Here is a 23,166-nt window from a genome sequence, read left to right as displayed (position 1 = left end):
TGCGTCAAGGGGTGAAAGTGATTGCGCGGAAGGTGTGAAGTTTTTCCAGGAGACTGTGCATTCCTTCACGCGATGCAGCAATGACATCTGGGTCATGTGCCGTCGAGTGTGACACGCGAAAGGGCCGCAGCAGTGCGGCCACGCGCATGGCACGCCCGGAGTTCAGCCGCTGGAAGAACGTGTCGACGGCCCGTCCTCCGCCCGCGCCGCGAAGGGCATGTCCATTCGCGGCGCAGAGCCACCGCCGCGTGCCATCTCGCTCGAAGAGGATGGGAAAGCGCGGGTCCGCGCGGACGTGGTGCGCGTCCTTCAGGCGTCGCGTGCGTCCAGGCTCGGGCACGGGTTCGAAGCCGCCTGCCGTCAGGCGCTCGAGCCAGGTGGCCTGGATGTGCCGCCGGGCTTCACGAGGCTCGCTGACGTCTCGGAATGCCTCCACCGCCTCGGTCAGCGCACGGGGCAGCGCCGCGGAGAGGACACCCACGCCCGTGAGCGCGCCGCGCACAAGCGGTGTGGCCGCGACGCGCGCCAGCCGCGTCTGCTCCCATTCCTGGTCTGCGAGCGAGGTCTCGTCGATCATCCCTCTCAGCAGGTCGTCCACGGAATAGATGGTGCGATGCTCGGTGATGGGAATGCCGACGTTCACGCTGCTGGCGACACCCGCTCCGACGCTCTCACCCACGTGGTAGTAGGTGGATGGCCAGTAGAGGATGTCCCCGGGCTCGACCTCCGCCACGAACGACGACTTCAGGTAGGGCTGGTAGTCCAGGATGGTGGAGACGTCCGCGCGCCAGGGGCGCTTGCGCCAGAACCGCATCCGCTTGCGGCCCCGGAGCGCGAAGAGGAACGTGGTGAAGCGGTCCAGGTGCACGCCCACGGGGCTGTGCTCATACGTCCCGTGGAAGAGCGTGGTGATGGCCCCTGTCTGGGGAATGCCGACCCGCCGCCACAGCTCCGAGAAGAAGTCGCGCTCTCGCGACCACAGGCGGAAACTGGAGGCGTGCAGGCTGGAGACGATGAGGGCATAGCGCCGCTCACCGAGCCGGGCCGCGAGCCGCGCGTCATAGCCGTCCAGGGAGCCGTCGGATGTCCGGGGCAGCCAGTCCCGGACGTGGAGCTGGCGGAGCCGGTCGATGGTGAAGGCGACGTCCGGCCGCGAATCAGCGGCGTAGCTCCGGGACAGGTATCGGCGGGTCGCCCCGGCGGCGGCCTCGAAGACGTCCTCGGGCGTGAAGGGGGACGCGCCCGTTCCCTTGAAGAGCACCGGGCGCTGGTTCCAGTAGCGCCTCACGAAGGTGTCCCAGTCGAAGCGCTTCGCAAGCTCGAGAGATGGCATTCGTCAGCCCTCCGCTCCGGATACGAGTTGGAGGCCTCGCAGGCGCAGCAGCGTCTCCAGGAGCGCGCGAATGCCATCCCGCTGTGTGACGGTCCGGGCCTGTCCGCACAGCGTGCCCACGCTGCAGGCTTCCTCCGTGGACAGGGCCTGGAGGAGCCGCCGCGCCACGGCATCGCCCGGACCCGGGAAGGCATGGCCGTTCACGGCCCAGATCCACAGCCCGGACGGGTCCTTCATCCGGATGAGGTCCGCGGAGGGCGCGAGTCGCACGCGCTGGTGAGCCGCCAGCGGAGCAGGCGTGTCCGGCGGCGGCACGGGCTCGAGCGCGCACGCGCTGACGCGCCTCGCCCAGATGAGGCGCAGGCGCTGGTGGACCTCGACGTCGCGTGTCAGCGCATGGAGCGCGTCGGCGGTCTGCTCCAGGCCCTCGACAGACGCCCGTGCCCCCTTGCGCGGGCGGCGCCAGGGATAGGCGAGATAGGGCACGGCTTCATCCCGGGCGTGCTGACCTTCGAGCTGCGACACGAGCACGTTCTTGACGACATCCGTGGGGCGGCTTCCCTTGACGGGGAGCCAGACCCGCACGGCCATGCACTCGTCTGGCGCCTCCTCGAGTTGCCAGCAATGAGAGGGGACATAGACGAGGTCTCCCGCGCGTGCCTCCAGCGTCGTGGCCTCGTCGAGGTGGCGGTTGAAGTCCAACGTCTCGTTGGCGGGCGCTCCCCAGAGCTTCTTCCAGATGCGGACGCGCAACCGGCCCTGGACCACCAGCAGGAGGAGCGCGTGGTGAGGGCGCTTGGAGACGCCCAGGGCCCCCCGGTCGAAGCGGCCCAGCACCAGGTCGGTGGTGGCCGGGAGCACGGGGACGCCCACGCGTTCCATCAGGCCCCGGAGGACCTCCCGGACGGCGCTCCAGAGCGCGAAATCGAACATGAAGGGCTGCTCGATGTGCAGCTGGAAGGGCGCTCCACGCAGTTGCGTGGCGGCGCGGTCGAGATAGGCGCCGAGTGATGCGTCGTCGACGCCGGGAAGGAGGGGGCCCGGGGCGGCCAGCCGCGCGTGGCCCACGAAGAAGCGGGCATCGGGCAGGGCGCGAAAGCGCGTTCCGTGCCGGAAGGGATCGCAGACGGCGGTGGCGTTCCGGAAGATGTGCTCGGCGGAGAGGGCGGGCGCGCGAAATGGCAGGCGCGCGGGCGACTTCTCCCAGTGGTGTTTTACGAACTGGCTCCAGTCGAATCCAGGTCCCATGGTGGCTCCGGTCATGACGGGAGGAACTGCCGGCGGAGGCGCCGGGCATACGCTTCCAGTGAGGGAAGGTTCATCTGCCTTCGCCGGGCGTCCACTGCGTCTGGCTTCTCGATGGGGTACGGAACGAGCTCGCCCTTCACCTTGCGGAACTTCGTTCCATACAACTGCTTTTTTCCCTCACGCATCCGCACGACGTCCGTGAGGTAGGCCACCTGCTGGATGGGCACCTCTCCGCGTTCCGCGGCGTCGCGCAGCAGCTTCAGGCAACGCCGCTGGAACGTCACCGAACACTCGGCATGCTGGACGAGGCGCCAGGCCGCAGCCGCCGCCGAGGTCCCCACCAGGCTGTGTCCTGGCCAGCCGTGCGTCTTGAGGACCTCACGCAGCCAGTCGATGCCCGCGGAGGTCAGCGCCTCGAGCTTGCGTTCCAGGCGCCGGTCCTTGAACTCCGTGGCGACCCAGGCCGCGCGCAAGGTGCTGTCGAGCCGGTCCAGGCGCAGCAATTGCGCGCGCAACTCCCGGTTGACGCGCCGGGCGGGCGTCGCGGTGGTGCGCCCATTCCTGGCGGGCCTCGGTGGCGACTTGCGCGTTGCCGTCCGCGCGCGAGTCATTGCGTCACCTGCGCCGTGAGGCTCGCCTTCGCTGGCGGACATTCCGCGGGGATGTGCGGTTCAAGACCTGACCCGCTCTCGCCCTGGACGGGGTGATGCATCAAGTCATGAGTGCATGTGACGGAACGCATGGCGGCCCAGCCTAGCAAGGATGTGCCGCCATTGAATGGCTTTACGGCTTCACGAAGCGCCCGAGGAACAGCATTTGCCGCGTGGGCACGTGCTCGATGACGAAGATGAAGGGACGGTTCACGTGGGCGGGCGTGGGCTCGGAGATGGGCGACACACCCACCGCCGTCGCAGCGCTGGCTTCCGTGCCTCGCTCGTCCACGGACACGAAGGCCTTGTGGCTCACGGAGGCCAGCATGAGGCGCTGCGGCGAGAGGGCCGAGAAGTCCGCGTTCGGCGTGAAGGCGTCCACCATGCCGAGCGCCTGCAAGGCCGTGGCGACGTCGGGTGTTGCCTGGACGTGTCTTGAAAATCCGTGCCTCGGGCGCATGTAGCGCAAGCCGGGGGCATGTCCGAAACCGTGACTCGGGGCTAGGATGCCAAGGCATGGGAATGATCATCCTCGGCGCCTTCGCGCTGGCGCTTTGCGGTGGAGGCTTTGTGGGCGCCGTGTCGCTCCTCATCCACTTCCTTGCGATGCGCAAGGGGCACGGCTCCTGGAAGCACTACCTGCTCATCTCCGGAGTCGTCACGGTGGCGGTGGGCGTGTCCGCCTTGGCGTGGATGTTCGGAGGGCCGGAGACGGCCGGAGCGCCCACGGGCGACGACTACAATCGGGCCATCTTCGGAGCGGCCTTGCTGGGGGGGCGCGCCCGGATTGGGGCTGCTCGCCGGACTGCTGGCCCTGTTCAAGCGCAGTACACTGGCGCCGATGGCTCCCGCGGGAGGTCAGGTCTGATGCGGCGCCAGCTCGTCTCCCTGGGGTTCACCGCGCTCCTGCTAGCGGGTTGCAGTGACGATTCACCCGGCCCGGGCCCGGAGCTGCAAGCGGATGCGGGGACGTCCGTGCCTGACGCCGGCGTGCCCACGACCAAGAGCGCGAAGCGGGGATTGGCGTTCGACCTCGCGACACCCGAGGACATGGCGGCCGTCGCTCCAGGCGTGAGCTGGTGGTACAACTGGAGTCCCACGCCGCACCCCGGCGTGCCGTCGGATTACGAGACGCGGTACGGCATGGATTTCATCCCCATGCTCTGGAACGGGAACTTCGATGCGGCCCGCATCGAGTCCATCCTCCGGGCCAATCCCCGCATCCAGTACCTGTTGCTGCTCAACGAGCCGAACCTGACGGACCAGGCCAATATGTCGCCGCAGGCCGCGGCGGAGCTCTGGCCCCGCTATGAGCAAGTCGCCCGGAACACGGGCGTCAAGCTGGTGGGGCCCGCGATGAACTGGGGCACGATGGCGGGCTATGGAGACCCGGTTGTCTGGCTGGACGCGTTCTACGCCGCGTACCGCGCCGCCAACGACAACCGGGACCCTCACATCGATTACCTCGGGTTCCACTGGTACGACTACGGGTTGGAGTACCACCTGGACCGGCTCACGAAGTACGGCAAGCCGTTCTGGGTCACCGAGTTCGCCAACTGCCACAGCCAACCCGACGGCGCGCAGATTGACTCGGTGGCGAAGCAGCGCGTGCAGATGACGGAGATGGTCGCCGTGTGCGAGCGGCGCCAGGACGTGTTCCGCTATGCATGGTTCACCGGACGGTGGACGAACGACCCCTGCTTCGCGAGCCTGCTGGGCGCCGCGGGGACGTTGACGGAGCTGGGGGAGCACTACCTCTCGCTGCCCGCTGGCGCCCCGGAAGCAGGTTCCGCGCCGTAGGCGCGCGTTGTGCTTCCGCGCACCGCGCGTGCCGCGGTCTCCTCGCGCTGAGCGGAGTGGGGGCGCACCGCGGAGTCGCGCCGCCGTCAACCCGGCGGCGTTGCGCTCGCCCCGCCGGACCGGTTCTCCAGGCGCGCTCGCCCCTCTAGTTTGAGCGCCCCGAAGCCTGGAAGCCCACATCGGATACCCCCACCGGCCGTGCCGTGCCGTGCCGTGCCCGCCAGGCCGGGCGCGGGCGGCCGTTTCCGCACGCATACCCATGACACGAACCGCTGCATTCCACCCCGAAGAGGCCGCGACGTCGGCGGCCGCGCTGCACCCCCTGCGAGACTTCGCCGAGAAGCTCGGGCGGGAGCTTCGTCTCGAAGACATCCGCTCCGGCGCGTGGCACGCCCGGCTGGTGACCGCGTATGTGCGGCACCACGAGGCGCGGCAGGCCGCCACCGCGGCGGGGGCCCGCGCCCTCCGGCCCTCCGAGACGGACGCCATCATCCGCCGCGCGTGCAGGGACGCGGCCCTGGTGGGCGCCAGCGCGGCGGGGATCTCCACCAGCGCGACCGTGTTCACCATGGACACCGGCCTGCTGGGCGCACTGGTCGCCGTGCCCGTGGCGGGGGCCGCCATGGGGCTGGATACGATGTTGCGCTCGCTCATCCAGGCCCGGATGACGTGCGACGTGGCCGCGGCGTTCGGCGTGCGCATCGACCCGGATGACCCGTGGGATTTCCTCCACCTCCATGCCCTCACGTTCGGCGCCGCGCGGGGCGGCGACGCGCATGGCGCGGAGCTGGTGAACAGGATGCTGACGGCGGATACGGAGGAGGCGGAGCGGCGGCTCGGCAACCGCCTGATGGGCGAAGGTGTGCTGCGGAACATCCTCCCGTTCGTGGGGGTGGCCACGTCCTCGGTGACGAGCTGGCGGTACACCCGCCGCTTCGGGAATGCCGCGGTGGAGTATGCGCGCTACCGCCGTGCGCTGGACGACGCCTTCTCCGCGGTGCGGAGCCAGGACGCCCGGTGCCTGGAGCTGCTCATCGAGGGCGCGTGGTTCCTGTTCAACGCGGACGGGGCGCTGCGTGCCGAGGAGTCGGTCATGCTGGTCCACCTGCTCCGGAGCATTCCGTCCGTGGCGCGCACGCGGGTGCTGGAGCGCCTGGTCGAGGACGACAACGCCTGGGTCGAGCGGCTTCACGAAGTGGCCGAACCGGCGCGTGACGCCTTCATGCACGCGTTGGAGGTGATGGCCGCGGTGGACATGTCCACCTCGAGCGCGGAGTGGCAGCTGCTGCGGCAGGCGGCCAGCGCCCTGGGCCGCCCGCTGCGGCGCGAGCACGTGCAGGCGCTGGTGAAGCAGTTCCGCTCGCACGGCATCGTGCCCAGGGTCTCCGAGGCCGGAGACCGGATGCGCGGCGAACGGATGCACGAGCCCCAGGACGCGGGGCTTCGCGCGGATGCGCAGGTCGTGCCGGGGGCCATATGAAGACGGTGGCGGCCTTCCTGGCGGGCGTCGCCACGGGTTGGATGGCGCGCAGCACCGTCGACACCTCGCGAGGTGCCATTGTCTCCGTCGCGACCGCCGCGTTCGACCTGATGGGGTGGACGCGGCGGCTCATCGCGACCGAGCGTGAGTACCTCTCCGACCTCATCGCGGAGGCGAGGTCCCGGTCGGACGTCCACCAGTCCCACGGACGGCGCGCGGCGGACGGTGCCCGTCCCGTGGCGAACGGCCGGGAGAGCCACGCATGAGGCTCGACCCGGACACGGGGGCCGTCGAAGGGGAGTGGCTGTTGCTCGTCCACCACTCCCCGGGCCGGCTTCGGGTGCGCGCGGCCTGCTTCCGTGATGCCTCGGACGTGGCGGACCGCGTGCGCGGCGAGCTGGGAGAGACGCAGGGGGTGTTCTGCACCGTCCATTCGCCCCTCACCGGCAGCCTGCTCATCGAGTACAGCCCGGACATCGCCGACGTGGAGTCGCTCCTCGCGTCCATCGTCGACACCGCGGGACTGGACGGCATCGTCGATTCCCAGGCCATGGCGAGGTCGCGCAAGCCGCCGGCCGAGCACGTCGTCGACGGCGCACGGTGGCTGGACGGCCTGGCCCGTGAGCTGACCGGCGCGGGCCTGTACGAGCTGATTCCCGCGGTGTTGACGGTGACAGGCGTCTACTCCCTGGTGGCGAACCCCAAGCAGAAGGGGTGGCTGCCCCGCTGGGACAACGCCCTCTACTGGGCCTACAGCGTCTTTCGCGACGGGGTCCATGAGCAGGAGCGGGAAGACGCCGCGCGCGTCAGTGGGACCGTGGCCTTCCGGCCCAGGCCCCATGCCTGACGCCCTGGGCCTGGCGCGCGGTGCCGTCGGGCCCGGGGACGGACACACGCATCGGCGTTGGAGGGGCGTTCATGCGGGCGGAGGTGGAGTTCCTGAGTGGCATCGCGCGCGGCTGGAAGGGCCGGGCGCATGACGTCCTGGATGGGCGTCACACGCAGGTCCGAGGCACGGGGCGGTCCGCGTCGCTCCGGGTGTCGGCCGTGGCGCCGGGCCGCCTGCTCATCCGCGGCGCGGCGGACGACTCGGAGACGCTGCGCAAGCTGCTCGGGTGGCTCGAGTCCCGGCCCGAGGTCCAGGTGGCCACGTGCCAGCGCAGCACGGGCCTGGTCAAGGTGCACTACCGCGAGACGCCCCGCTTCCCGGGCGCCTTCGCGCTGCGCGTCCGGGACTTCGCCTTCACGCTGCATCAGCGTCCGCCCAGGCCGTTCCAGGTGGACGTGCTGCACGCGCTTCCCGGGCGCCTGCGCCTGCGGGTCCGGGGGCTGGAGGACGATGACATCCTGAAGCTGGCGGCCTGGGCCGCGACCCAGCCGGGGGTCCACAAGTCGAGCGCCTCGCCCGCCATCCATTCGCTGGTGGTGGCGTTCGACCCGGAGGTCCTGGAGGCGAACAAGCTGGTGGCGGCCCTGCGCGCCAGCGAGCCCGCCACGTGGCCGGCGGCGCCCGAGCCGCCGCGAAGGGAGTGGGTTGCCACGGCCTTCAACTCGGCGGTGCTCGCCGCGTGCGTCATGCGTGCGGCGCCCATGCCCGTCCTGGCCGCGGGCGTCGCCTTGACGAGCCTGCCGCTGGCGCAGCGCGCCCTGCAGACTGTCTCGGAGCGGCGCATCACCGTGGACCTGCTCGACCTGGCGGCGGTGGGCGTCTCGCTGGCCACGGGGCAGGTGCAGACGGCCGCGCTCATCACCTGGCTGCTGGGCATCGGCGACCTGCTCATCGAGCGCAGCGCGGACCGGGCGCGCTCCGCCATCTCCCGGCTGATGCGGCTGGAGGTCCTCCATGCCTGGCGGCTGCGGCCCGACGGCGACGTGGAGCAGGTGCGGGCGGACCGGCTCAAGGAGGGCGACCTCATCGTCGTGCACTCGGGGGAGAGCGTGCCGGCCGACGGGACGGTGGAGTCCGGCACCGCCTGGGTGGATGAGAAGGCCCTCACGGGCGAGTCCGAGCCCCGCGTCCGCGAGGCGGGGGACCGGGTGCTGGCGGCGTCCGTCGTGGGCGAGGGGAGCCTCCGCGTGCGGGTGCTGCGCGCGGGCGGGGAGACCACGGCGTCCAAGATTCTCCACATCCTCGAAGGCGCCGGCGCCAAGCCCATGACCTTGCAGTCAAGGGTGGACCGGGTGGCCAACGGCGTGGTGCTCCCCACGTTCGGGCTCGCCCTGGCGACGGGCCTGTGGACGCGGGAGATGGCGCGGCCCATCAGCATCCTCATCACCGACTTTGGCACCGGTGTCCGGATTGTCGTGCCCGCGAGCGCGCTGGTGGCGATGACGCTCGCCGCGCGCCAGGGCATCCTCATCAAGGGCGCGCAGTACCTGGAGCGGCTGGCCCAGGCGGACACCATCGTCTTCGACAAGACGGGCACCTTGACGCTGGGCGTTCCGGAGGTGGTGGACGTCATCCCCGCGAAGGGGTGGGCCGAGGACGAGGTGCTGTCCCTGAGCGCCGCGGCCGAGCTGCGCCAGTCCCATCCGGTGGCGGAGGCGGTGCGGCGGCATGCCCAGGTCCGGGGCGTGGTGGTGCCGCAGCCCGAGGCGGGCCTGGAGGAGTTCGTGCTGGGACGCGGCGTCTGTGCCCAGGTGGACGGGCGCCGCGTCTGCGTGGGCAGCGGGCGGTGGATGCAGCAGCAGGGCGTGGACGTGGCCCAGGGCTGCGCGAACCTCCTCCGGCCCGTGGACAGCGGGGCCGCCACCTTGTGGGTCACCGTGGATGGCGAGCTGGCCGGGTGCATCGTCTACGTGGAGACGCTGCGGCCGGAGAGCGCGCGGGTGGTCCAGGCCCTGAAGGCGCATGGGCGCCGGCGCATCGTCCTGCTATCGGGCGACACACCAGCCCGCGTGGCCGAGGTCGCGGGCCGCCTGGGCGTGGACGAGGCCATCGCGGAGCTGCTCCCCGAGGACAAGGCCACGCACGTGCGCTCGCTCCGGCGGCAGGGGCGCATCGTGGCCATGGTGGGGGACGGCATCAACGACGCGCCCGCGCTCGCGCTCGCCGACGTCGGCATCTCCCTGCGAGGCGCCACGGACGTGGCGCTGGAGACGGCGGACGTGGTGCTGCTGCGGGGCAGCCTGGAGGACCTGCTGCTGGCCTTCACCGCGGGAAGGGACACGCTCTCCCGCGTGCGCGTGGGGCTCGGGCTGGTGCTGGTACCCAACGCCGTGGCCATGGTGCTAGCCGCCCTGGGCTGGCTGCCGCCTGCCGCCGCCGCGGTGGTGAACAACGGCTCCACGGTGGTGGCGGGCTTCGCCGCGCTGGCCCCGTTGTTCCGTCAGGCCCGCGCCGCCCGGCGTCAGGAGCATGTAGCCCTGGTGGCCGCCGGGCACTGACCGGGCGCGCCGTCAGGGGGCGGCGGGGCGCGGCTTCACGTCCGTGTTCTGGCCAGCGAGAATCCGCCACTGTCCATCCACGTGCTTCATCACGTAGCGCATCTGGGTGCGCAGCAGGCCGGGCTCGGTGTCCTGCACGCCCGGGGGCAGGCCAGGATGGCCGGTGACCTCGTGCGTGGTGTCGACGATGGCGATGTCGTCCTGGAGGAAGGTGACCTTCCGCACGGTGACCTGGCTCCGGCTGCCCTTGAAGATGCTGGCGAAGATGCCCGCGTGCCGCTGCTCGATTTCGTCGCGGCCCTCGAAGATGGTTCCCACGATGTTGATGAACGAGGCGTCCGCCGCGAAGTCCTTGGACCAGGCCTTGGCGTCCTGCCGGTTCCAGGCCTCCGTCTGCGCATTCACGAGCTGGACGAGGTCCGCTTCAGTTGGCGGCGCGCCGGTGGTCGCGCACGCGGAGGTCAGCAGGAGGAGGGACGCAACGAAGGGGAGGGCAGGAGTACGACCCATCATGAGGAGCCTTCTTTCAGGAAAAGCCGGTTGTCGTGTCAAACCCATAACACGGCCGGCTTCTCCCGAAAGCAGCCTCCCTCGGCTCAGGCGTCAGGCTTCTGGTGTTCAGGGCCCTTCTTCAGCTTCTCGCGGAGGTAGAGCCTCGAGCTCCACATCGCCGGTGTCACCACCACGATGAGGAGGGTCAACACCACGGTTCCCAGCATCAGCTCCCAGAACATGTCCACGTCGCGACTCCGTCGTCATTGATTTGAGAAAACAGCGCATTCGAAAGGGGCTCGAGGACGGACGACTGCCGGCATCGAGCGTCAACGAACGGGCGCTCGGCTCAAATCAGCAACGTGCGGATGCGGAGGAAGACAGGTGGCCCCTGGCCCTGGGGCGCGTCCCTGCGCGCGAACGCGGACCGCGGCGTGTTCGCGACAGGCGGGCCGGGCAGCCAGGCGGCTGGCACCAGGACATGAGGGGCCGAGATGAGGGGCGCGTGGCTGGCGGAGCCCGCCTCGGTGGGCGCGGGCAGGTCCCAGTGGGGCGCGTCGCAGCAGTGCGCGTGCAGCACGGGCTCGCCGCGTGCGGCGGCTTCCGAGTGGATGGCCCCGTGCGGGCACTTGCAGACGCTGGACCGCGTCTGGACCTGCTTCTCGCAGTAATGCCCCAGCCCCGCGGCGCCACTGGCCACGGCTTGCCAGAGGAGCAACAACGCGAGCGCGAGGATTCGCGAAAGACCAGACACGGTGGGGCTTGTATATGCCGCCCGTGAACCCGCCGCAATGCGCACCGGGCGGGAAAGGCGCCAGGCCCCCGCGGCGAGCGCGCCCGAGGCTCGGGAACGAAGCGTCTGGCTTAACGCCTCGATTCGTCGTGCTCACCCACAGGGGCCCCACCGGGCCCTGGCGGCTCGGGCGTCAGGCCTTGGCCTTCTCGCCGCTGCGCTCGCCGCCGACCTTGATGCGCTTGGGTTGGTCCTCGGTCTTCTTGGGGATGCGAACGTTGAGGACGCCGTTCTTGAAGTCGGCCTGCACGTCGTCCGAGTTGACGCCTCGGGGCAGCGTGAAGGTGCGGCTGAAGGAGCCGTAGTTGCGCTCGTAGGCGTAGTAGCGGTCACTCTCCTCCCGCTTCTCCTCCTCGCGCTTGCCGCTGATGGTGAGCCGGTTCTCCGCGAGGGTGATTTCCAGGTCCTTCTCCTCCACGCCGGGGATGTCGGCCTTGAAGATGAAGGCGTCCTTGGTCTCCTTCACCTCGAAGTCGGGGACGAAGCCGCCCTCCCGTGCACCCGGGGGAACGAGCATCCGGCCGAAGTCGAGTCCCAGCAGCTCCTGCATGCGCTCGAACGGGTCCCAGCCGCGCTGAGGCCCCATCACGCCTCCGCCTCTCCGGGCAGGTAAGTCCGCCATGGTTCCTTCTCCTTTCGTCCGTTTCGGATTCGACGCGGCCCGCGGGGAACGGAGGTCACCACACGGGCTTCGAAACACACGGTAGGGAGGTGCTGGCGGGAGTTGAGGCACCGGGCAGGACTCCGGTGCCCCGTCGCGCTTCTGGGATGGCCGCCCGGCGCGGGTTCAGGCCCCTTCGGCGTACTGGCGGCGGTGGTCATGAATCCCGGTCAGCCGGAACGCGCCCGGGGCTGGAGCCACTGGCTCGGGCGCGTCCGCCGGGAGCTTCATCAGCCGCTCGTACTCCTCGATGGAGACCCGCTCGCGGCGGGCGAGCACGCTGTCCAGCTCCGCCCGGGCCATCCGCTCGGCGGCCTTCTCGCCCACCGTGCCGGAGTAGAACTCCGACGCGCAGCCGCTGCCGTAGGACAGCAGGCCGATGCGCTGGCCCGCGAGCGCGCCGGCCTCGCGGTGGAGCAGGCCGGCGAGCGCCAGGTAGAGCGACGCCGTGTACACGTTGCCGATGCGCGCGTTGAGCCCCAGGGACGAGGCCACCTGGGCGTCGTAGCTCGCGGCCGACTTCGCCCGCTCCTCCCGCGCCTCCGGCGTCAAGCCCGCGGTGCCCGCCGAATCCTCCAGGTCGCAGAGCCGCAGTTGCGTGTGCGCCTTGCGGGCCATCTTGCAGAAGGGCACATGGTAGGCGATGCGCGCGAGCTGCTCGCCCGGCAGCGTGTCCGACCAGCGCACCAGCCCGGCCGCCAGCGCCTTCTCGCGCCAGCCGCGGTATGCGCCGGACAGGGCCTCCAGGTAGCAGCTGATGGAGTAGTGCCCGTCCACCAGGGCCTCCCGCCGGCCCACGGGCCGCCAGAAGTCATACACGTCCATGGTGCACACGCCGTTGAGGCCCACGTCGATGGCGAGCAGGTCGGGCTGCTCGGACACGAGCAGGGCCACCGCGCCGCCGCCCTGCGTCGGCTCGCCGGCGGTGTTCAGGCCATAGCGCGCGATGTCCGAGCAGATGACCACCGCCACCTTGCCCGCGCCGGCGCCGGAGGCAATCCACTCCACCGCCGCCATCAGGCCCGCGGTGCCGCCGTAGCACGCGTGCTGCGTGTCATACGTGCGCATGGTGCGCGGCAGCTTCAGCAGGCCCTGCACGTGCGAGGCGACGGGCTTCGAGTGGTCGATTCCCGTCTCCGTACCCACCACCAGCATGCCAATCCGCGACGGGTCCACGTCCTGCTGCTTCAGCAGGCGCGAGGCCGCGGTGGCCGCCAGCGCCACGGTGTCCTCGCCGGGGTCGTTGACCGCCATCTCCTTCGCGCCCAGGCCCGCCGTGTACTTGGCGGGGTCCACGCCCCGGGCCCGGGCCAGGTCCTCGATGTCCACGTACCGGGACGGCACCGCGACCGCCAACGCTTCGATTCCCACGCGCTTCTTCATCGGAGTCCTCGATTCCTTGTCGTGCTCTGGATTCCAGCCGCCGCTTCGCTCACGCCTCGGGGGGCACCAGCACCAGCCGGCCCGCGACCTCGCGGTTCTCCAGCCGGAAGTGCGCCTTCGCCGCCTCGGCCAGGGGCACCGCGTCCGTCACGAACTGCCGAACGCCGCCGGTGGCCGTCAGGCGCAGGGCCTCGTCCAGCTCCGCCTGGGTGGTGGCGTAGGCCCCCAGGATTTCGAGCTCCTTGACGATGACGAGGCCCGGGTTGATCTGCACGAGCCCCGACTCCAGGTTGCCCACCACCACCACGCGGCCGCCCGGCGCCATGGACTTCAGCGTCTGGTCGAACGTGGCGCTGCCCACGATTTCCACGGCCATGTCCACGCCCGCGCCCTGGGTGCGCTTGCGGACCTCGGATGCGAAGTCCAGGCCGCGCGAGACGATGACCTCGTCCGCGCCCGCCTCCTTCAGCGCCTGGACCTTCGCCTCGCTGGACGTCACCGCGATGACGCGCGCGCCGTCCAGCCGCGCGAGCTGCACGGAGGACAGGCCCACGCCGCCGCTGGCGCCGGTGATGAGCACCGTCTCGCCCGCGCGGAGCCGGCCCCGCGTGCGCACGGTGTGGACCGCGGTGCCGGTGGTGCAGCACACCGTGGCCGCCTCGTTCCACGGCAGGGACGCGGGCACCCGGCCCAGCCCGCGCACGGGCGCCACCATGAACTGGGCATAGCCGCCCTGCAGCTCCTCGCCGAAGAAGCGGTTGTCCGTCTTGCAGAGGCTGTTGCGGCCGCTCTTGCACAGCGCGCATTCGCCGCAGGACATGCGCTGCAGCGTCGCGGCGCGGTCGCCCGTCTTCCAGCCCGGCGTGTCCGGGCCGACCTCGATGACCTCGCCCGCGGCCTCGTGGCCGAGGATGGCGGGCACGCTGGTGCGAGGCAGGTTGCCCCGCCGGTTGATGACGTCGTGGTAGCAGACGCCACAGGCGTGCACGCGGAGCAGCACCTCGCCGCGCCCGGGCCGCGGCATGGGCACGGTCTCCATCTTCAGGTTGCCCGCTTCACCAAAGCTGCGCAGAACGACGGCTTTCATCAGGGTTCTCCGTGCATCCAAGAAGGGGTGTCGAGACAGACGTCAGCTTCCGACCAGGGCATCGCGGTAGCCCCGCGGGTCGATGGCGCGGATGGCCTCGACCGTGCGCGCATCCGGCAGCTCCGTGACAGGCAGCGTCTGGGGCACCTGGAAGGCGAAGCCGGTGCGCTCGGCGATGGACGCCTCCGTGGCCCAGGGGTGGCGCGCGAGGAGCCGGGCCCCGCCCGCGCCCAGCTCGAACACGCCCAGGTCGGAGATGAGCGTCACCGGCCGGCGCGGGTCTCTCGTGGTGGCCACCTGGACCTCAGGCACCAGGTTGCGGCGGGATTGCCGGGGCACCAGCAGCACCGGCCGGCGCACCCACTGCCGCAGCGTCGCCGCGCCCGCCACGCCGGGGAACTTCGTGCGCGGCTGGTCCAGGCTGCCGCTGGCCGTCATGTTGGTGGCGCCCTCGGCATCGACCTCCGCCGCGCCGAAGAAGACGGTGTCCACCCGGCCGCGCCGCGCGTGGTCGAACAGGTCCGGAATGGTGATTTCCGCGGAGCGGCCGTCCAGGTAGCCCAGGTCCTCGGAGGAGGGGAGCAGCGTGGGAATCTCCGGGTCCAGCGAGCCCACGCAGGCCAGGTACGTCAGGTCCGGCGCATGGGTGGCGCGCGCCACGGCGATGGCGAGGATGGCCAGCGGAGAGGCCACGCCCGTGGCCACCACGCCGCCGTCGTCAATCTGCCGCGCCAGCAGCGCCACCACCGTCTCCGCCGGGGTGATGTCCAGGGCCGCGCTCATGCCGCCCTCCGCGTCCGCACCGCGTCCAGGAACTCCGCCTCGCGGCCCGTCTCGGCCAGCGCCAGGTAGCGGGCCAGCATGTCGTCGTCGTGCGGGTACAGGCCGGCGCAGCCGGTGGGCAGCGCGCCCCGGGGCGCCAGGGCGATGCGGTCCACCTGGAAGCCGGGCAGGGTGGCGCGAGGCAGCTTCGTCACGCGCTCCTCCACCGTTGCAATCACGCGCTTCGCCGCGCCCGCCACCAGCAGGTCCGTGGTGGGGTCCTCCATGTAGAGGTTGCCGCGCTCGTCCGCGGCGCGCGCGTGGATGAGCGCCACGTCGGGATAGAAGGCCGGCTCCACCGCCACGCGCTGGCCGGTGAAGGGGTCCACCACCGTGGGCGGCGGCTCGGTGCGCGCCAGGTCGGACACGTCCGCGTCCGGCGCGGGGATGAAGGGCAGCCCCATGGACGCCGCGCGCAGCCGCTGCACCACGCGGTAGCCGTCATGCTCGCGCCAGGAGAGGGTGCCCTGCTCCATGGCTCGCTTGAGGCACGGCATGGGGCGCACGCGGCCCTGCAGGCTCAGCGCGCCGAAGGCAATCTCCAGCTTCTCCAGGCAGCCTCCGGCGACGAGGAGCTCGGCGGGCAGCGGGTTGGGGAGCGAGATGAGGCCCAGCCGCCGCTTGCCCTGGGCGATGAGCTCCATCACCAGCGCCATGGGCGCGCGGCCCAGCATGAAGCCCCCGGTGGCCAGCGACGCGCCATCCGGAATGGAGGCCACCGCCTCTTCCAGCGAACACCAGCGCGCCGTCTTCATGCGCCCTCCGAATCCGTCCCGGTGACGGGCGCGCGCGGCACCATGCGCAAGGAAGCGGAGCCGGGCTGCCCGGCGCTGTCCGCGGCGACGAGGGGCGGGAACAGCAGGTCCACCATGCCGTCGGCGATCTGCTCGTCCGTGAGGCGCCCGTCCGGCTTGAACCACTTGTAGACCCACAGCACCATGCCCAGGAACGAGAAGGCGCCCACCGTCGGGTCCACGGGACGGATGAGGCCCTGCTGCGAGGCCTGCGCGAAGGCCTCTTCCAGGAAGTCGACGTAGCGCTTCTTCCGGGCGTCGATGAAGGCGCGCGTCTCACCGGTGAGCGTGGCGTGCTCGTGGAGGATGATGATGACCTCCTTGCTCCACCCCCGCGTCACCAGCAGGATGTTGTGGCGCATGCACGCGCGCAGCCGCTCCACCGGGTTCGGGATGTCCTGCACGCGCGAGAGGACCTGCTCCTCGAACAGGTCCATCCCGTAGTTCATGATGGCGAAGAGCAGCTGCTCCTTGTTCTGGATGTGGTGGTAGAGGCCCGCCTTCGTCATGCGGCACGCGGCCGCAATCTCCTGCATCGACGTGCCCTCGTACCCCCGGTCACAGATGAGCCGCGCCGCCGTCTCCAGGATGGCCCGGTAGCGCTCGCCCTCGTCCGGCTTCCGTCCTCCGGTGTTCGTCACGTGTGCTCCTCCTTCAAGACCTACCGACCGGTAGGTAGCAGTGTCCGACGCGGAGTGTCAATCAGCAAGCTCGGCCCCCAGGTGGGGAGGCGTCCCGATTTCCCTGCTATTTCAAGGGGTTGGGCAAACGTTGAGCGTTAAACTCGGCGGCACATGCGGTATGCGCTCGTCCCCATCCTGGTTCTCTGCGCCGCGCTCACCACGGTGGGCGTGGGCGTCTTCACCCTGCTCGAGCGCAACCGGGAAGCCCAGACGCGCCAGTTCGCGGTGGAGCGTCAGGCCCAGCTCGACGAGGCCACGCGGGGTGTGGCGGAGACGCTGGAGGACGTGGCGGAGGACCTGCGCTTCGCGGGGGAGCTGATGTCGCAGCCGGGCACGCTCGCCGAGCACCGGCGCGAGCTGCGCGCGCTGCTGGAGGCGGTGGGGCAGTACAAGGTCATCATCGCGTACGACGCGAACGGCCGGGAATGGCTGCGCATGCTGGACCGGCGCATGGGAAAGCAGGTGGCGCGCGCGCCGGTGCTGGCGCAGATGGCGGACGCGGCCCGGCAGGCCCTGGCGCGTCCGCCGGGGGACATCACCACCTCACCGCCCGTGGAGGACGGAGGCTCGGACTGGCTGCGCGTCATGGCCACGGCGCTGCCCACGGACGACACGGGCCGCCCGGCGGGCGCGGTGGCGGTGCTGGTGGACACGGCGTCCTTCTTCATGCCGCTGCGCATCGTCACGTCGGACCCCGAGGCGCGGCTGCTGCTGCTGGGCTCGCATGGCCAGCCCAGCTCCGCCAGCGACGCGACCTTGACGGACTGGTTCCGGCGGCTGGACGTGGAGGGCTCGCTGGTGCCGGGCTTCACGGCCCTGGCGGCGCGCATGCGCGAGGGCGAGCGGGGCTCGCTGCCCCTCCGCGCGGACGAGGCCGAGCGGCTGGGGCTGGGGCACGCCGAGGCCATCGCCGTCTTCACCCCCATCCGCGTCCGGGGCGGCAGCCACTGGGCCGCGGCCACGCTGGTGTCCACCGCCACGCTGCGCGCGCACCAGCAGGCGCTCATCTGGCGGCTGCTCGCCGCGGCGCTGCTGGTGGCGCTCTTCCTGGTGACCTTCGCCGTGTACGTGGTGCTGGCGCAGCGCCGCGCGGTGGCGCTCCGGGAGAGCCGCCAGCACGCGGACCAGCTGGCGCACCTGCATGACAAGACGCAGAAGATCCTGGACCACATTCCCTCCGGTGTGCTCGCGCTCACGGTGGACGGGCGCATCAGCGCGGTGAACCAGGTGCTGCGCGCGCGCATGCCGCCGGATGCCGTGGGCGGGCCGCTGGAGACGGCCTTCCCCCAGGCCCCGGCGCCGGTGGTGGCGCGGATTCGCGCGCTGGTGGCGGCCGCCGCGAGCGAGTCGCGGGCCCACAGCGTGCTGGGTGAGACGCTGGTGCTCTTCGGCGACGAGGGCCGCTTCAACCTCCACGCGGTGCCGCTGGAGGCGCGCCATCCGGAGGTGCAGACGCTGCTGGTGGTGGAGGACCTGAGCAACGTGCGCGCGCTGGAGACGCAGCTGCTCCGCGCGGAGAAGCTGGCCACGGTGGGCGTGCTCGCCGCCGGCATCGCGCACGAGATTGGCACGCCGCTGGGCGTGGTGCGCGGCCGGGCGGAGTACGTGCTGGGCAAGCTGGGCCGCGAGCACCCCCAGGGGCCCGGCATCGCCGTCATCATCGAGCAGATCGACCGGGTGAGCCGCACGCTGCGCCAGCTCCTGGACTTCTCGCGATTGCAGCCCACGGCGGTGCGGCCGGTGCCGCTGGGCCCCATCCTGCGCGACGTCCACGAGCTGCTGCGCGTGGAGGTCGAGCGGCGCCGGGTGCGCTTCGAGGTGGACGTGCCGGAGTCGCTGCCGCCGCTGGCCGCCGACCCCGACCAGCTCCAGCAGGTGCTGGTGAACCTGGCGCTCAACGCCTGCCATGCCTGTGTCGAGGGCGGCCGGGTGGCGCTGTCCGCGGCGGCGCCGGACGGCTCGGGGACGGAGGCGTGGGGGCAGGTGGTGCTCACCCTGCGGGACGACGGTTGTGGAATCCCCCGGGAGCACCTGAATCAGGTGTTCGACCCCTTCTTCACCACCAAGAAGCGGGGGCAGGGCACCGGCCTGGGCCTGACGATGGTGGCCCACGTCGTGCGCAACCATGGCGGCCGGTTGGAGCTGGAGAGCGAGGAGGGGCGAGGCACCTGCGTCACCGTGTGGTGGCCCAGCGCGAAGCCCGGTACGGAGGAGCGGAATGTCGGTTGAGGGACGCATCCTGGTGGTCGATGACCACGTGGAGATGGGGCTCATGCTGCGCGAGCCCCTCATGGACGCCGGCTACACGGTGGACCTGGCCACGGGCGGCGAGGAGGCCATCCGGATGGCGCGCGCGCAGACCTACGACGCGGTGCTGTGCGACATGCGGATGGAGGGTGTGGATGGCCTGGACGTGCTGGAGGCCGTGCGGGCGCTCGACGCCGACATCCCCGTGCTGATGATGACGGCCTTCGGGGGTGTGGAGAGCGCGGTGGAGGCGATGAAGCGCGGCGCGTACCACTACTTCACCAAGCCCTTCCGCCTGGACGAGGTGCTCGTCTTCCTGGAGCGCGCGTTGAAGGAGCGCCGGCTCCAGGCGGAGAACCGGGCTTTGCGGCGGGCCGCCGCCGAGCGCAGCGGCCTGGGCGCGCTGGTGGGCCGGAGCGCGGTCATGCGCGAGCTGTACGAGCTCATCGACCGCGTCGCGCATGCCCATGCGGCGGTGCTGCTACGCGGCCCCAGCGGCACCGGCAAGGAGCTGGTGGCCCGCGCGCTGCACTTCCAGGGGCCTCGCGCGTCCGGGCCCTTCGTGGCCGTCAACTGCACGGCGCTGCCCCACGAGCTGCTGGAGAGCGAGCTCTTCGGCCACCTGAAGGGCGCCTTCACCGGCGCCACCTACGCGCGCCGGGGGCTCTTCGTGGAGGCGGACCAGGGCACGCTGTTCCTCGACGAGATTGGCGACATGCCGCTGGAGCTCCAGGCCCGCCTGCTGCGCGTCCTCGAGGATGGTGAGGTGCGCGCGGTGGGCGCCGACAGCAGCCGCACGGTGGACGTGCGCGTCATCGCCGCCACGCACCAGGACCTGGAGGCGCGCGTGCGCGAGGGCCGCTTCCGCGCCGACCTCTTCTACCGGCTCAATGTCGTCACGCTCCGCCTGCCGCCGCTGTCAGAGCGGCGCGAGGACATTCCCCTGCTGGTGGAGCACTTCACGGCCCGCGCTCGCGCCCGCAACCCGCGCGCCCGCATGCAGTCGCTCGCGCCCGAGGCCGTGGCCGCCCTGGCCAACCTGCCCTGGCCCGGAAACGTGCGGGAGCTGGAGAACCTGATAGAGCGGCTGGCCGTCATGGTGATGCGCGAGGTCGTGGGGCTGGAGGACCTGCGCCCACACCTGCCGCCCGAGTCGCCCGAGGTGCAGCCGCTGGTGATGGCGCAGCACGCCTTGTGGCCGCTGCGGCGACTGGAGGCGGAGTACATCGCGTGGATGGTGACACGCTGCGGCGGCAACAAGACGCGCGCGGCCGAGGTGCTCGGCATCGATGTGTCCACCATCCACCGTCGGGAGCGCGAGCGCGGGTAGGGCGGGACACCGTGGTAATCCGCCATGCCCGGCTGGCGTGATGCAACGGTCCGCGCTTTCTGTGGCGTGGCTTCCGGGGCGAGGCCCGCGGGCATGGGTGTTGCTTGATGTTCCAACGTGATGTCTTCGTCCATTGCCCGTGCCCTCCTGCTCGGAGGGGATGCGTCGCTCGGCTCGCTCCTGATGGACGTGCTGGCCGAGCTGGGCATCGCGCTGGAGCTGAGCGCGCCCGAGGATGGACGAACGGACCTCGTGCTCGTGCACGTCGAGCGGGGTGAGAGCCTCCAGCGCCAGCTTCAGCGCGCCCGGGAGCTCTCCGCCCAAGCGCCCGTCATCGTGCTGGTCCCCTTCGCTGATGAGCGGCTGGTGGGCCTCGCCCTGCGGCTGGGGGCCCGCGATTGCTTCGCGCTGGGCCGCCCGCTCGAGGAGCTGCGGCGGGTGCTGTTGGCGCATGTCCCCGGGCCGCAGTCCGCCGCCGCGTTCATTTCTTCCGGCGGGGCCGTGCCGCCGTCTCCTGGGTCACCCCATGATTGAGCCACTCGCCGTACCCGCGCCGCTGCCCGCCACTCCCGCGTTCCCGGAACGGCCGGCCCTGGTGTCTCCCGCTGCACCCGCCGAAGCCCCGCTGTTCCAGGACGGCGGGGTGCTCGTCACCACCGAGCGGGTGGTGGCGCGCGGGAAGACGCACCTGCTCGCGGACGTCCAGCGGGTGGAGTCCGTGCGGCGCTCCCCGCGGATGGTGCCGGTGCTGGCCACGCTGGGCCTGTGCATGAGCGTGGGGCTGCCGGCGCTGTCGGCCCTGTCCGTGTCCAGCACCACGGCCAGGGGCTTCTACGAGGCGGCGCTGATCGCCGTCGTCCTGGTCATCTTCGGCTGCATCGCCCGGCTCGTCCTCGCCGAGGACTCGTACCGGCTGGTGCTCCACACCCGGGCTGGCGCCTGGCGCGTGCACACCAGCAGGGACGCGCAGGCCGCGCTCCGGCTGTCGGGGCTCATCCAGGAGGCGGTGGCGGCGCGCCTGCGGCGCTGAGCGCTACGGCGCGTCAGCCCCGCCGAGGCGCTTCGTTTCTAGCGTGTCGTGCTGGAGGTCAGCACGGCACTGCCGCAGTGGTGAGCGCGACAGCCCATCAGCTCTCCCGAGGCGCGTGGCCTCACGCGCGTCGTGCCGGTGGCAAGCCCAGCGCGGCCCGCGGTGCTGAGCGCGACGTCGCGTCAACCCCCGCCGAGGCGCTCTGCCTCGAGTGCGTCGTGGACCGGGCGGCAATATCGCTCCGCCAGCGTTCGCGCGAGCGAGGTCACCCGCCGGGCCTTCTCCTCGGTGTCGTCCTCGAAGGGGAGCACCGGATTCTTCGCGTTCCGTTCCAGCACGTCGCGCAGGCGTCCGGCGTCCTCGTGCGTCAGCTCCAGGCCGAACTGCGCCGTGAGCCGTGACAGGCCGTCACGTTGGAGCTCCCGGTGGTCCATCAGCAGCGCCGGGCTCCGCCGCGTCTGGTAGCCGCGCAGCCCGGCCTCGCAGATGGCCGCCAGCACGCGCGCGCCGTACTCGTCCAGGGGCATGCCCTCCAACTGCCGGGGCTCCAGCCCCAGGTGCTGGGGCGGCAGCAGGCCCGGCAGCATGTGCGCGCCCCGGTGGTTCTGGTGCGAGGCCATGACCTCCACCGGATCGCGGTAGAGGAACATCCACGGCACGCCCGGAAAGGCTCGCTGGAGCAGGGGCAGCTCCAGCACATGCCACGCGTCCAGCTTGAGGAACACGGCGCGCTCCTCTGGAAACCGCTGCTGCCCCAGCGCGCCCACCACCGCGCGCAGCCACTCGATTCGCTGAGCGTCGGTGACGCCCGGCAGGTGCTGGTGCGCGCGGAGCACCGTGTCCACCGGGCCGGCCTCGGAGAGCACGACGTGGCGTGGCAGGGCGGCCAGGAGCTGCGCCACCAGCGTGGAGCCGCAGCGGGACATGTGGAAGACGAGCCCTCGCACCGGCAGGCCGGGCTGCCGGGCGTGCCGCGCCACCAGTTCCTCCATGGACGTCTGATGGCGGAAGAGCAGGGCGAAGGGATGGCGGAGCCGCCGCTCCAGCGTCTCGTCGAAGAACGGGTCCGTGAAGCGCTGGGCGCCCAGGTGGCACCAGTCCACACGCAGCCGGTCTACGTCCACGTGGATGCGCGCGGGCACCCAGCCTTCGAGGTGCGTCGTCATATCCAGCGCTCCCGCCACGCCCTGCGGGCCGCGCGCAGGGCTTCGTGGACGTCCTCGGCGGTGAAGTGACAGCCGTGCGCCGCGCCCAGGGCCACGGCCTGACGGATGAACGTCGCCGTGTCCGGCGTGTCGCGCAGGGCATCCTGGAGGGCCGGGTCCGCGAGCACGCGCTGCCGGAAGCGCTCGAAGTCCTCAGGCCCCATGGACGGCTCCGGCGAACACGTCGCGCAGCCAGTCGTTCACCTCGCAGTCCAGCACCAGGTGGACGCGGTCGGTGTCGCTGGGGTTGTCCACGCGGTGGGGCCGGTTGAAGTCCAGGTACCAGCACTCGCCGGGATGGAGCACCACGCGCTCGCCCGCGAGGAAGAAGGCCACGTCGGGGTGGGTGGTGACGGGGACATGGAGCCGCACCTCGCCGTCGTCGTACCCGAGGTTGTAGTCCGTGTGCTCTCGGATGCGCGCGCCCGCCGCGAGCTTCAGCAGCCGCGCGGCGCCGATGGGGCACTGGAACGTGGCCAGCACGGCGCGGAAGGCGGGGCAGCGCGACAGCAGCGGGGTGTCCGCGTAGCGCTCCCTCCCGGTGGGGTCGGGATAGATGCGGCCCTCCATCCCCCCGATGGAGCGCAGGGGGACGCCGCTCCACTCTCCCTCGTACTCGCGCTTGTTGAAGTGGGGGACCCAGGCCTCGGCGGGCAGGCTCGCGAGCTCGCGCTGGAGCGGTGCCGCGTCGAAGTGGAAGGGAAGTCGGAGGCGGTCGGGCACGGAGTTTGGCATGCGGTG

Annotated in this window: 25 protein-coding genes; 9 read left to right on the top strand and 16 right to left on the bottom strand. The window is 71.4% G+C overall.

What is annotated here, in order from left to right; all coding sequences use genetic code 11:
• Positions 1-4: 4 nt before the first annotated feature.
• The 4 genes from VZL07_RS37050 to VZL07_RS37035 form a co-directional block, all read right to left on the bottom strand.
• On the bottom strand, positions 5-1,333 hold the full coding sequence (locus VZL07_RS37050; RefSeq protein WP_426752678.1) for a JmjC domain-containing protein: 1,329 nt from the start codon (positions 1,331-1,333) through the stop codon (positions 5-7).
• A 3-nt stretch (positions 1,334-1,336) separates the two neighbouring features.
• The gene (locus VZL07_RS37045; RefSeq protein ID WP_426752677.1) at positions 1,337-2,581 is read right to left on the bottom strand and encodes a hypothetical protein; all 1,245 of its coding nucleotides are present in this window, start codon (positions 2,579-2,581) and stop codon (positions 1,337-1,339) included.
• Between the two features lie 11 nt (positions 2,582-2,592).
• The gene (locus VZL07_RS37040; RefSeq protein ID WP_426752676.1) at positions 2,593-3,192 is read right to left on the bottom strand and encodes a DUF6624 domain-containing protein; all 600 of its coding nucleotides are present in this window, start codon (positions 3,190-3,192) and stop codon (positions 2,593-2,595) included.
• Positions 3,193-3,364: 172 nt separating this feature from the next.
• Positions 3,365-3,691, bottom strand: coding sequence for a serpin family protein (locus VZL07_RS37035; RefSeq protein ID WP_426757453.1), 327 nt, complete (start codon positions 3,689-3,691; stop codon positions 3,365-3,367).
• Between the two features lie 56 nt (positions 3,692-3,747).
• On the opposite strand from VZL07_RS37035, the gene VZL07_RS37030 reads away from it, so the two are divergent.
• The 5 genes from VZL07_RS37030 (at position 3,748) to VZL07_RS37010 (ending at position 9,898) form a co-directional block, all read left to right on the top strand.
• Positions 3,748-5,031: a glycosyl hydrolase gene (locus VZL07_RS37030; RefSeq protein ID WP_426752675.1), complete on the top strand. Its 1,284-nt coding sequence runs from the start codon at positions 3,748-3,750 to the stop codon at positions 5,029-5,031.
• A 259-nt stretch (positions 5,032-5,290) separates the two neighbouring features.
• Positions 5,291-6,511: a hypothetical protein gene (locus VZL07_RS37025; protein WP_426752674.1), complete on the top strand. Its 1,221-nt coding sequence runs from the start codon at positions 5,291-5,293 to the stop codon at positions 6,509-6,511.
• Positions 6,508-6,777, top strand: a complete 270-nt coding sequence (locus tag VZL07_RS37020; protein ID WP_426752673.1) for a hypothetical protein — start codon at positions 6,508-6,510, stop codon at positions 6,775-6,777. Before VZL07_RS37025 ends, VZL07_RS37020 begins: the two co-directional genes overlap by 4 nt.
• Entirely contained in the window at positions 6,774-7,358 is a 585-nt protein-coding gene (locus VZL07_RS37015; RefSeq protein WP_426752672.1) for an HMA2 domain-containing protein, read from the top strand. The genes VZL07_RS37020 and VZL07_RS37015 overlap by 4 nt, the downstream gene beginning before the upstream one ends.
• 71 nt (positions 7,359-7,429) lie before the next feature.
• Positions 7,430-9,898: a heavy metal translocating P-type ATPase gene (locus VZL07_RS37010; protein WP_426752671.1), complete on the top strand. Its 2,469-nt coding sequence runs from the start codon at positions 7,430-7,432 to the stop codon at positions 9,896-9,898.
• A 12-nt stretch (positions 9,899-9,910) separates the two neighbouring features.
• Here VZL07_RS37010 and VZL07_RS37005 read toward each other — a convergent pair whose 3' ends face one another.
• From VZL07_RS37005 to VZL07_RS36965, 9 genes are all read right to left on the bottom strand, one after another.
• Entirely contained in the window at positions 9,911-10,411 is a 501-nt protein-coding gene (locus VZL07_RS37005; RefSeq protein ID WP_426752670.1) for an SgcJ/EcaC family oxidoreductase, read from the bottom strand.
• 83 nt (positions 10,412-10,494) lie between these two features.
• Complete coding sequence (locus tag VZL07_RS37000) at positions 10,495-10,638, bottom strand: hypothetical protein (RefSeq protein ID WP_426752669.1); 144 nt, start codon at positions 10,636-10,638, stop codon at positions 10,495-10,497.
• Positions 10,639-10,739: 101 nt separating this feature from the next.
• On the bottom strand, positions 10,740-11,144 hold the full coding sequence (locus VZL07_RS36995) for a hypothetical protein (RefSeq protein WP_426752668.1): 405 nt from the start codon (positions 11,142-11,144) through the stop codon (positions 10,740-10,742).
• Between the two features lie 172 nt (positions 11,145-11,316).
• Positions 11,317-11,805 (bottom strand): Hsp20/alpha crystallin family protein, encoded by a 489-nt coding sequence (locus tag VZL07_RS36990; RefSeq protein WP_426752667.1) that lies wholly within the window; start codon positions 11,803-11,805, stop codon positions 11,317-11,319.
• 165 nt (positions 11,806-11,970) lie between these two features.
• Complete coding sequence (locus tag VZL07_RS36985; RefSeq protein WP_426752666.1) at positions 11,971-13,227, bottom strand: hydroxymethylglutaryl-CoA synthase family protein; 1,257 nt, start codon at positions 13,225-13,227, stop codon at positions 11,971-11,973.
• Between the two features lie 49 nt (positions 13,228-13,276).
• Positions 13,277-14,314, bottom strand: coding sequence for an alcohol dehydrogenase catalytic domain-containing protein (locus VZL07_RS36980; protein ID WP_426752665.1), 1,038 nt, complete (start codon positions 14,312-14,314; stop codon positions 13,277-13,279).
• Positions 14,315-14,356: 42 nt separating this feature from the next.
• Positions 14,357-15,097, bottom strand: coding sequence for a CoA-transferase subunit beta (locus tag VZL07_RS36975; RefSeq protein ID WP_426752664.1), 741 nt, complete (start codon positions 15,095-15,097; stop codon positions 14,357-14,359).
• The gene (locus VZL07_RS36970) at positions 15,094-15,891 is read right to left on the bottom strand and encodes a CoA transferase subunit A (RefSeq protein WP_426752662.1); all 798 of its coding nucleotides are present in this window, start codon (positions 15,889-15,891) and stop codon (positions 15,094-15,096) included. The genes VZL07_RS36975 and VZL07_RS36970 overlap by 4 nt, the downstream gene beginning before the upstream one ends.
• A complete protein-coding gene (locus VZL07_RS36965) occupies positions 15,888-16,571 on the bottom strand; it encodes a TetR/AcrR family transcriptional regulator (RefSeq protein WP_426752661.1) in 684 nt (227 codons plus the stop codon). The genes VZL07_RS36970 and VZL07_RS36965 overlap by 4 nt, the downstream gene beginning before the upstream one ends.
• A gap of 153 nt (positions 16,572-16,724) precedes the next feature.
• Between VZL07_RS36965 and VZL07_RS36960 the strand changes: the two genes are divergently transcribed.
• The 4 genes from VZL07_RS36960 (at position 16,725) to VZL07_RS36945 (ending at position 21,220) form a co-directional block, all read left to right on the top strand.
• Positions 16,725-18,842, top strand: a complete 2,118-nt coding sequence (locus tag VZL07_RS36960; protein ID WP_426752660.1) for an ATP-binding protein — start codon at positions 16,725-16,727, stop codon at positions 18,840-18,842.
• Positions 18,832-20,190, top strand: a complete 1,359-nt coding sequence (locus VZL07_RS36955) for a sigma-54-dependent transcriptional regulator (RefSeq protein ID WP_426752659.1) — start codon at positions 18,832-18,834, stop codon at positions 20,188-20,190. Before VZL07_RS36960 ends, VZL07_RS36955 begins: the two co-directional genes overlap by 11 nt.
• 120 nt (positions 20,191-20,310) lie before the next feature.
• On the top strand, positions 20,311-20,724 hold the full coding sequence (locus VZL07_RS36950; protein WP_426757452.1) for a DNA-binding response regulator: 414 nt from the start codon (positions 20,311-20,313) through the stop codon (positions 20,722-20,724).
• Positions 20,717-21,220 (top strand): DUF6232 family protein, encoded by a 504-nt coding sequence (locus VZL07_RS36945; protein ID WP_426752658.1) that lies wholly within the window; start codon positions 20,717-20,719, stop codon positions 21,218-21,220. The genes VZL07_RS36950 and VZL07_RS36945 overlap by 8 nt, the downstream gene beginning before the upstream one ends.
• 182 nt (positions 21,221-21,402) lie before the next feature.
• Here the strand turns inward: VZL07_RS36945 and VZL07_RS36940 are convergent, their stop codons facing one another.
• The 3 genes from VZL07_RS36940 to VZL07_RS36930 are packed head-to-tail and all read right to left on the bottom strand — an operon-like array spanning position 21,403 to position 23,160.
• A complete protein-coding gene (locus tag VZL07_RS36940) occupies positions 21,403-22,386 on the bottom strand; it encodes a sulfotransferase family protein (RefSeq protein ID WP_426752657.1) in 984 nt (327 codons plus the stop codon).
• On the bottom strand, positions 22,383-22,589 hold the full coding sequence (locus tag VZL07_RS36935) for a Nif11-like leader peptide family natural product precursor (protein WP_426752656.1): 207 nt from the start codon (positions 22,587-22,589) through the stop codon (positions 22,383-22,385). Before VZL07_RS36935 ends, VZL07_RS36940 begins: the two co-directional genes overlap by 4 nt.
• Complete coding sequence (locus tag VZL07_RS36930; protein WP_426752655.1) at positions 22,579-23,160, bottom strand: aspartyl/asparaginyl beta-hydroxylase domain-containing protein; 582 nt, start codon at positions 23,158-23,160, stop codon at positions 22,579-22,581. The genes VZL07_RS36935 and VZL07_RS36930 overlap by 11 nt, the downstream gene beginning before the upstream one ends.
• Positions 23,161-23,166: the final 6 nt, after the last annotated feature.

The sequence above is a fragment of the Pseudomyxococcus flavus genome (assembly GCF_050038885.1).
GTDB classification, from domain to species: domain Bacteria; phylum Myxococcota; class Myxococcia; order Myxococcales; family Myxococcaceae; genus Myxococcus; species Myxococcus flavus.
The sequence above is the reverse complement of the archived record's forward strand: the minus strand, read 5'-3'. Positions and strand labels throughout refer to the sequence as shown.

Coding starts and splice junctions, on each gene's coding strand:
- VZL07_RS37050 (WP_426752678.1), bottom strand. CDS start 1,333: ATGCCATCTCTCGAGCTTGCGAAGCGCTTCGACTGGGACACCTTCGTG.
- VZL07_RS37045 (WP_426752677.1), bottom strand. CDS start 2,581: ATGGGACCTGGATTCGACTGGAGCCAGTTCGTAAAACACCACTGGGAG.
- VZL07_RS37040 (WP_426752676.1), bottom strand. CDS start 3,192: ATGACTCGCGCGCGGACGGCAACGCGCAAGTCGCCACCGAGGCCCGCC.
- VZL07_RS37035 (WP_426757453.1), bottom strand. CDS start 3,691: ATGCGCCCGAGGCACGGATTTTCAAGACACGTCCAGGCAACACCCGAC.
- VZL07_RS37030 (WP_426752675.1), top strand. CDS start 3,748: ATGGGAATGATCATCCTCGGCGCCTTCGCGCTGGCGCTTTGCGGTGGA.
- VZL07_RS37025 (WP_426752674.1), top strand. CDS start 5,291: ATGACACGAACCGCTGCATTCCACCCCGAAGAGGCCGCGACGTCGGCG.
- VZL07_RS37020 (WP_426752673.1), top strand. CDS start 6,508: ATGAAGACGGTGGCGGCCTTCCTGGCGGGCGTCGCCACGGGTTGGATG.
- VZL07_RS37015 (WP_426752672.1), top strand. CDS start 6,774: ATGAGGCTCGACCCGGACACGGGGGCCGTCGAAGGGGAGTGGCTGTTG.
- VZL07_RS37010 (WP_426752671.1), top strand. CDS start 7,430: ATGCGGGCGGAGGTGGAGTTCCTGAGTGGCATCGCGCGCGGCTGGAAG.
- VZL07_RS37005 (WP_426752670.1), bottom strand. CDS start 10,411: ATGATGGGTCGTACTCCTGCCCTCCCCTTCGTTGCGTCCCTCCTCCTG.
- VZL07_RS36990 (WP_426752667.1), bottom strand. CDS start 11,805: ATGGCGGACTTACCTGCCCGGAGAGGCGGAGGCGTGATGGGGCCTCAG.
- VZL07_RS36985 (WP_426752666.1), bottom strand. CDS start 13,227: ATGAAGAAGCGCGTGGGAATCGAAGCGTTGGCGGTCGCGGTGCCGTCC.
- VZL07_RS36980 (WP_426752665.1), bottom strand. CDS start 14,314: ATGAAAGCCGTCGTTCTGCGCAGCTTTGGTGAAGCGGGCAACCTGAAG.
- VZL07_RS36975 (WP_426752664.1), bottom strand. CDS start 15,097: ATGAGCGCGGCCCTGGACATCACCCCGGCGGAGACGGTGGTGGCGCTG.
- VZL07_RS36970 (WP_426752662.1), bottom strand. CDS start 15,891: ATGAAGACGGCGCGCTGGTGTTCGCTGGAAGAGGCGGTGGCCTCCATT.
- VZL07_RS36960 (WP_426752660.1), top strand. CDS start 16,725: ATGCGGTATGCGCTCGTCCCCATCCTGGTTCTCTGCGCCGCGCTCACC.
- VZL07_RS36955 (WP_426752659.1), top strand. CDS start 18,832: ATGTCGGTTGAGGGACGCATCCTGGTGGTCGATGACCACGTGGAGATG.
- VZL07_RS36950 (WP_426757452.1), top strand. CDS start 20,311: ATGTCTTCGTCCATTGCCCGTGCCCTCCTGCTCGGAGGGGATGCGTCG.
- VZL07_RS36945 (WP_426752658.1), top strand. CDS start 20,717: ATGATTGAGCCACTCGCCGTACCCGCGCCGCTGCCCGCCACTCCCGCG.
- VZL07_RS36940 (WP_426752657.1), bottom strand. CDS start 22,386: ATGACGACGCACCTCGAAGGCTGGGTGCCCGCGCGCATCCACGTGGAC.
- VZL07_RS36935 (WP_426752656.1), bottom strand. CDS start 22,589: ATGGGGCCTGAGGACTTCGAGCGCTTCCGGCAGCGCGTGCTCGCGGAC.
- VZL07_RS36930 (WP_426752655.1), bottom strand. CDS start 23,160: ATGCCAAACTCCGTGCCCGACCGCCTCCGACTTCCCTTCCACTTCGAC.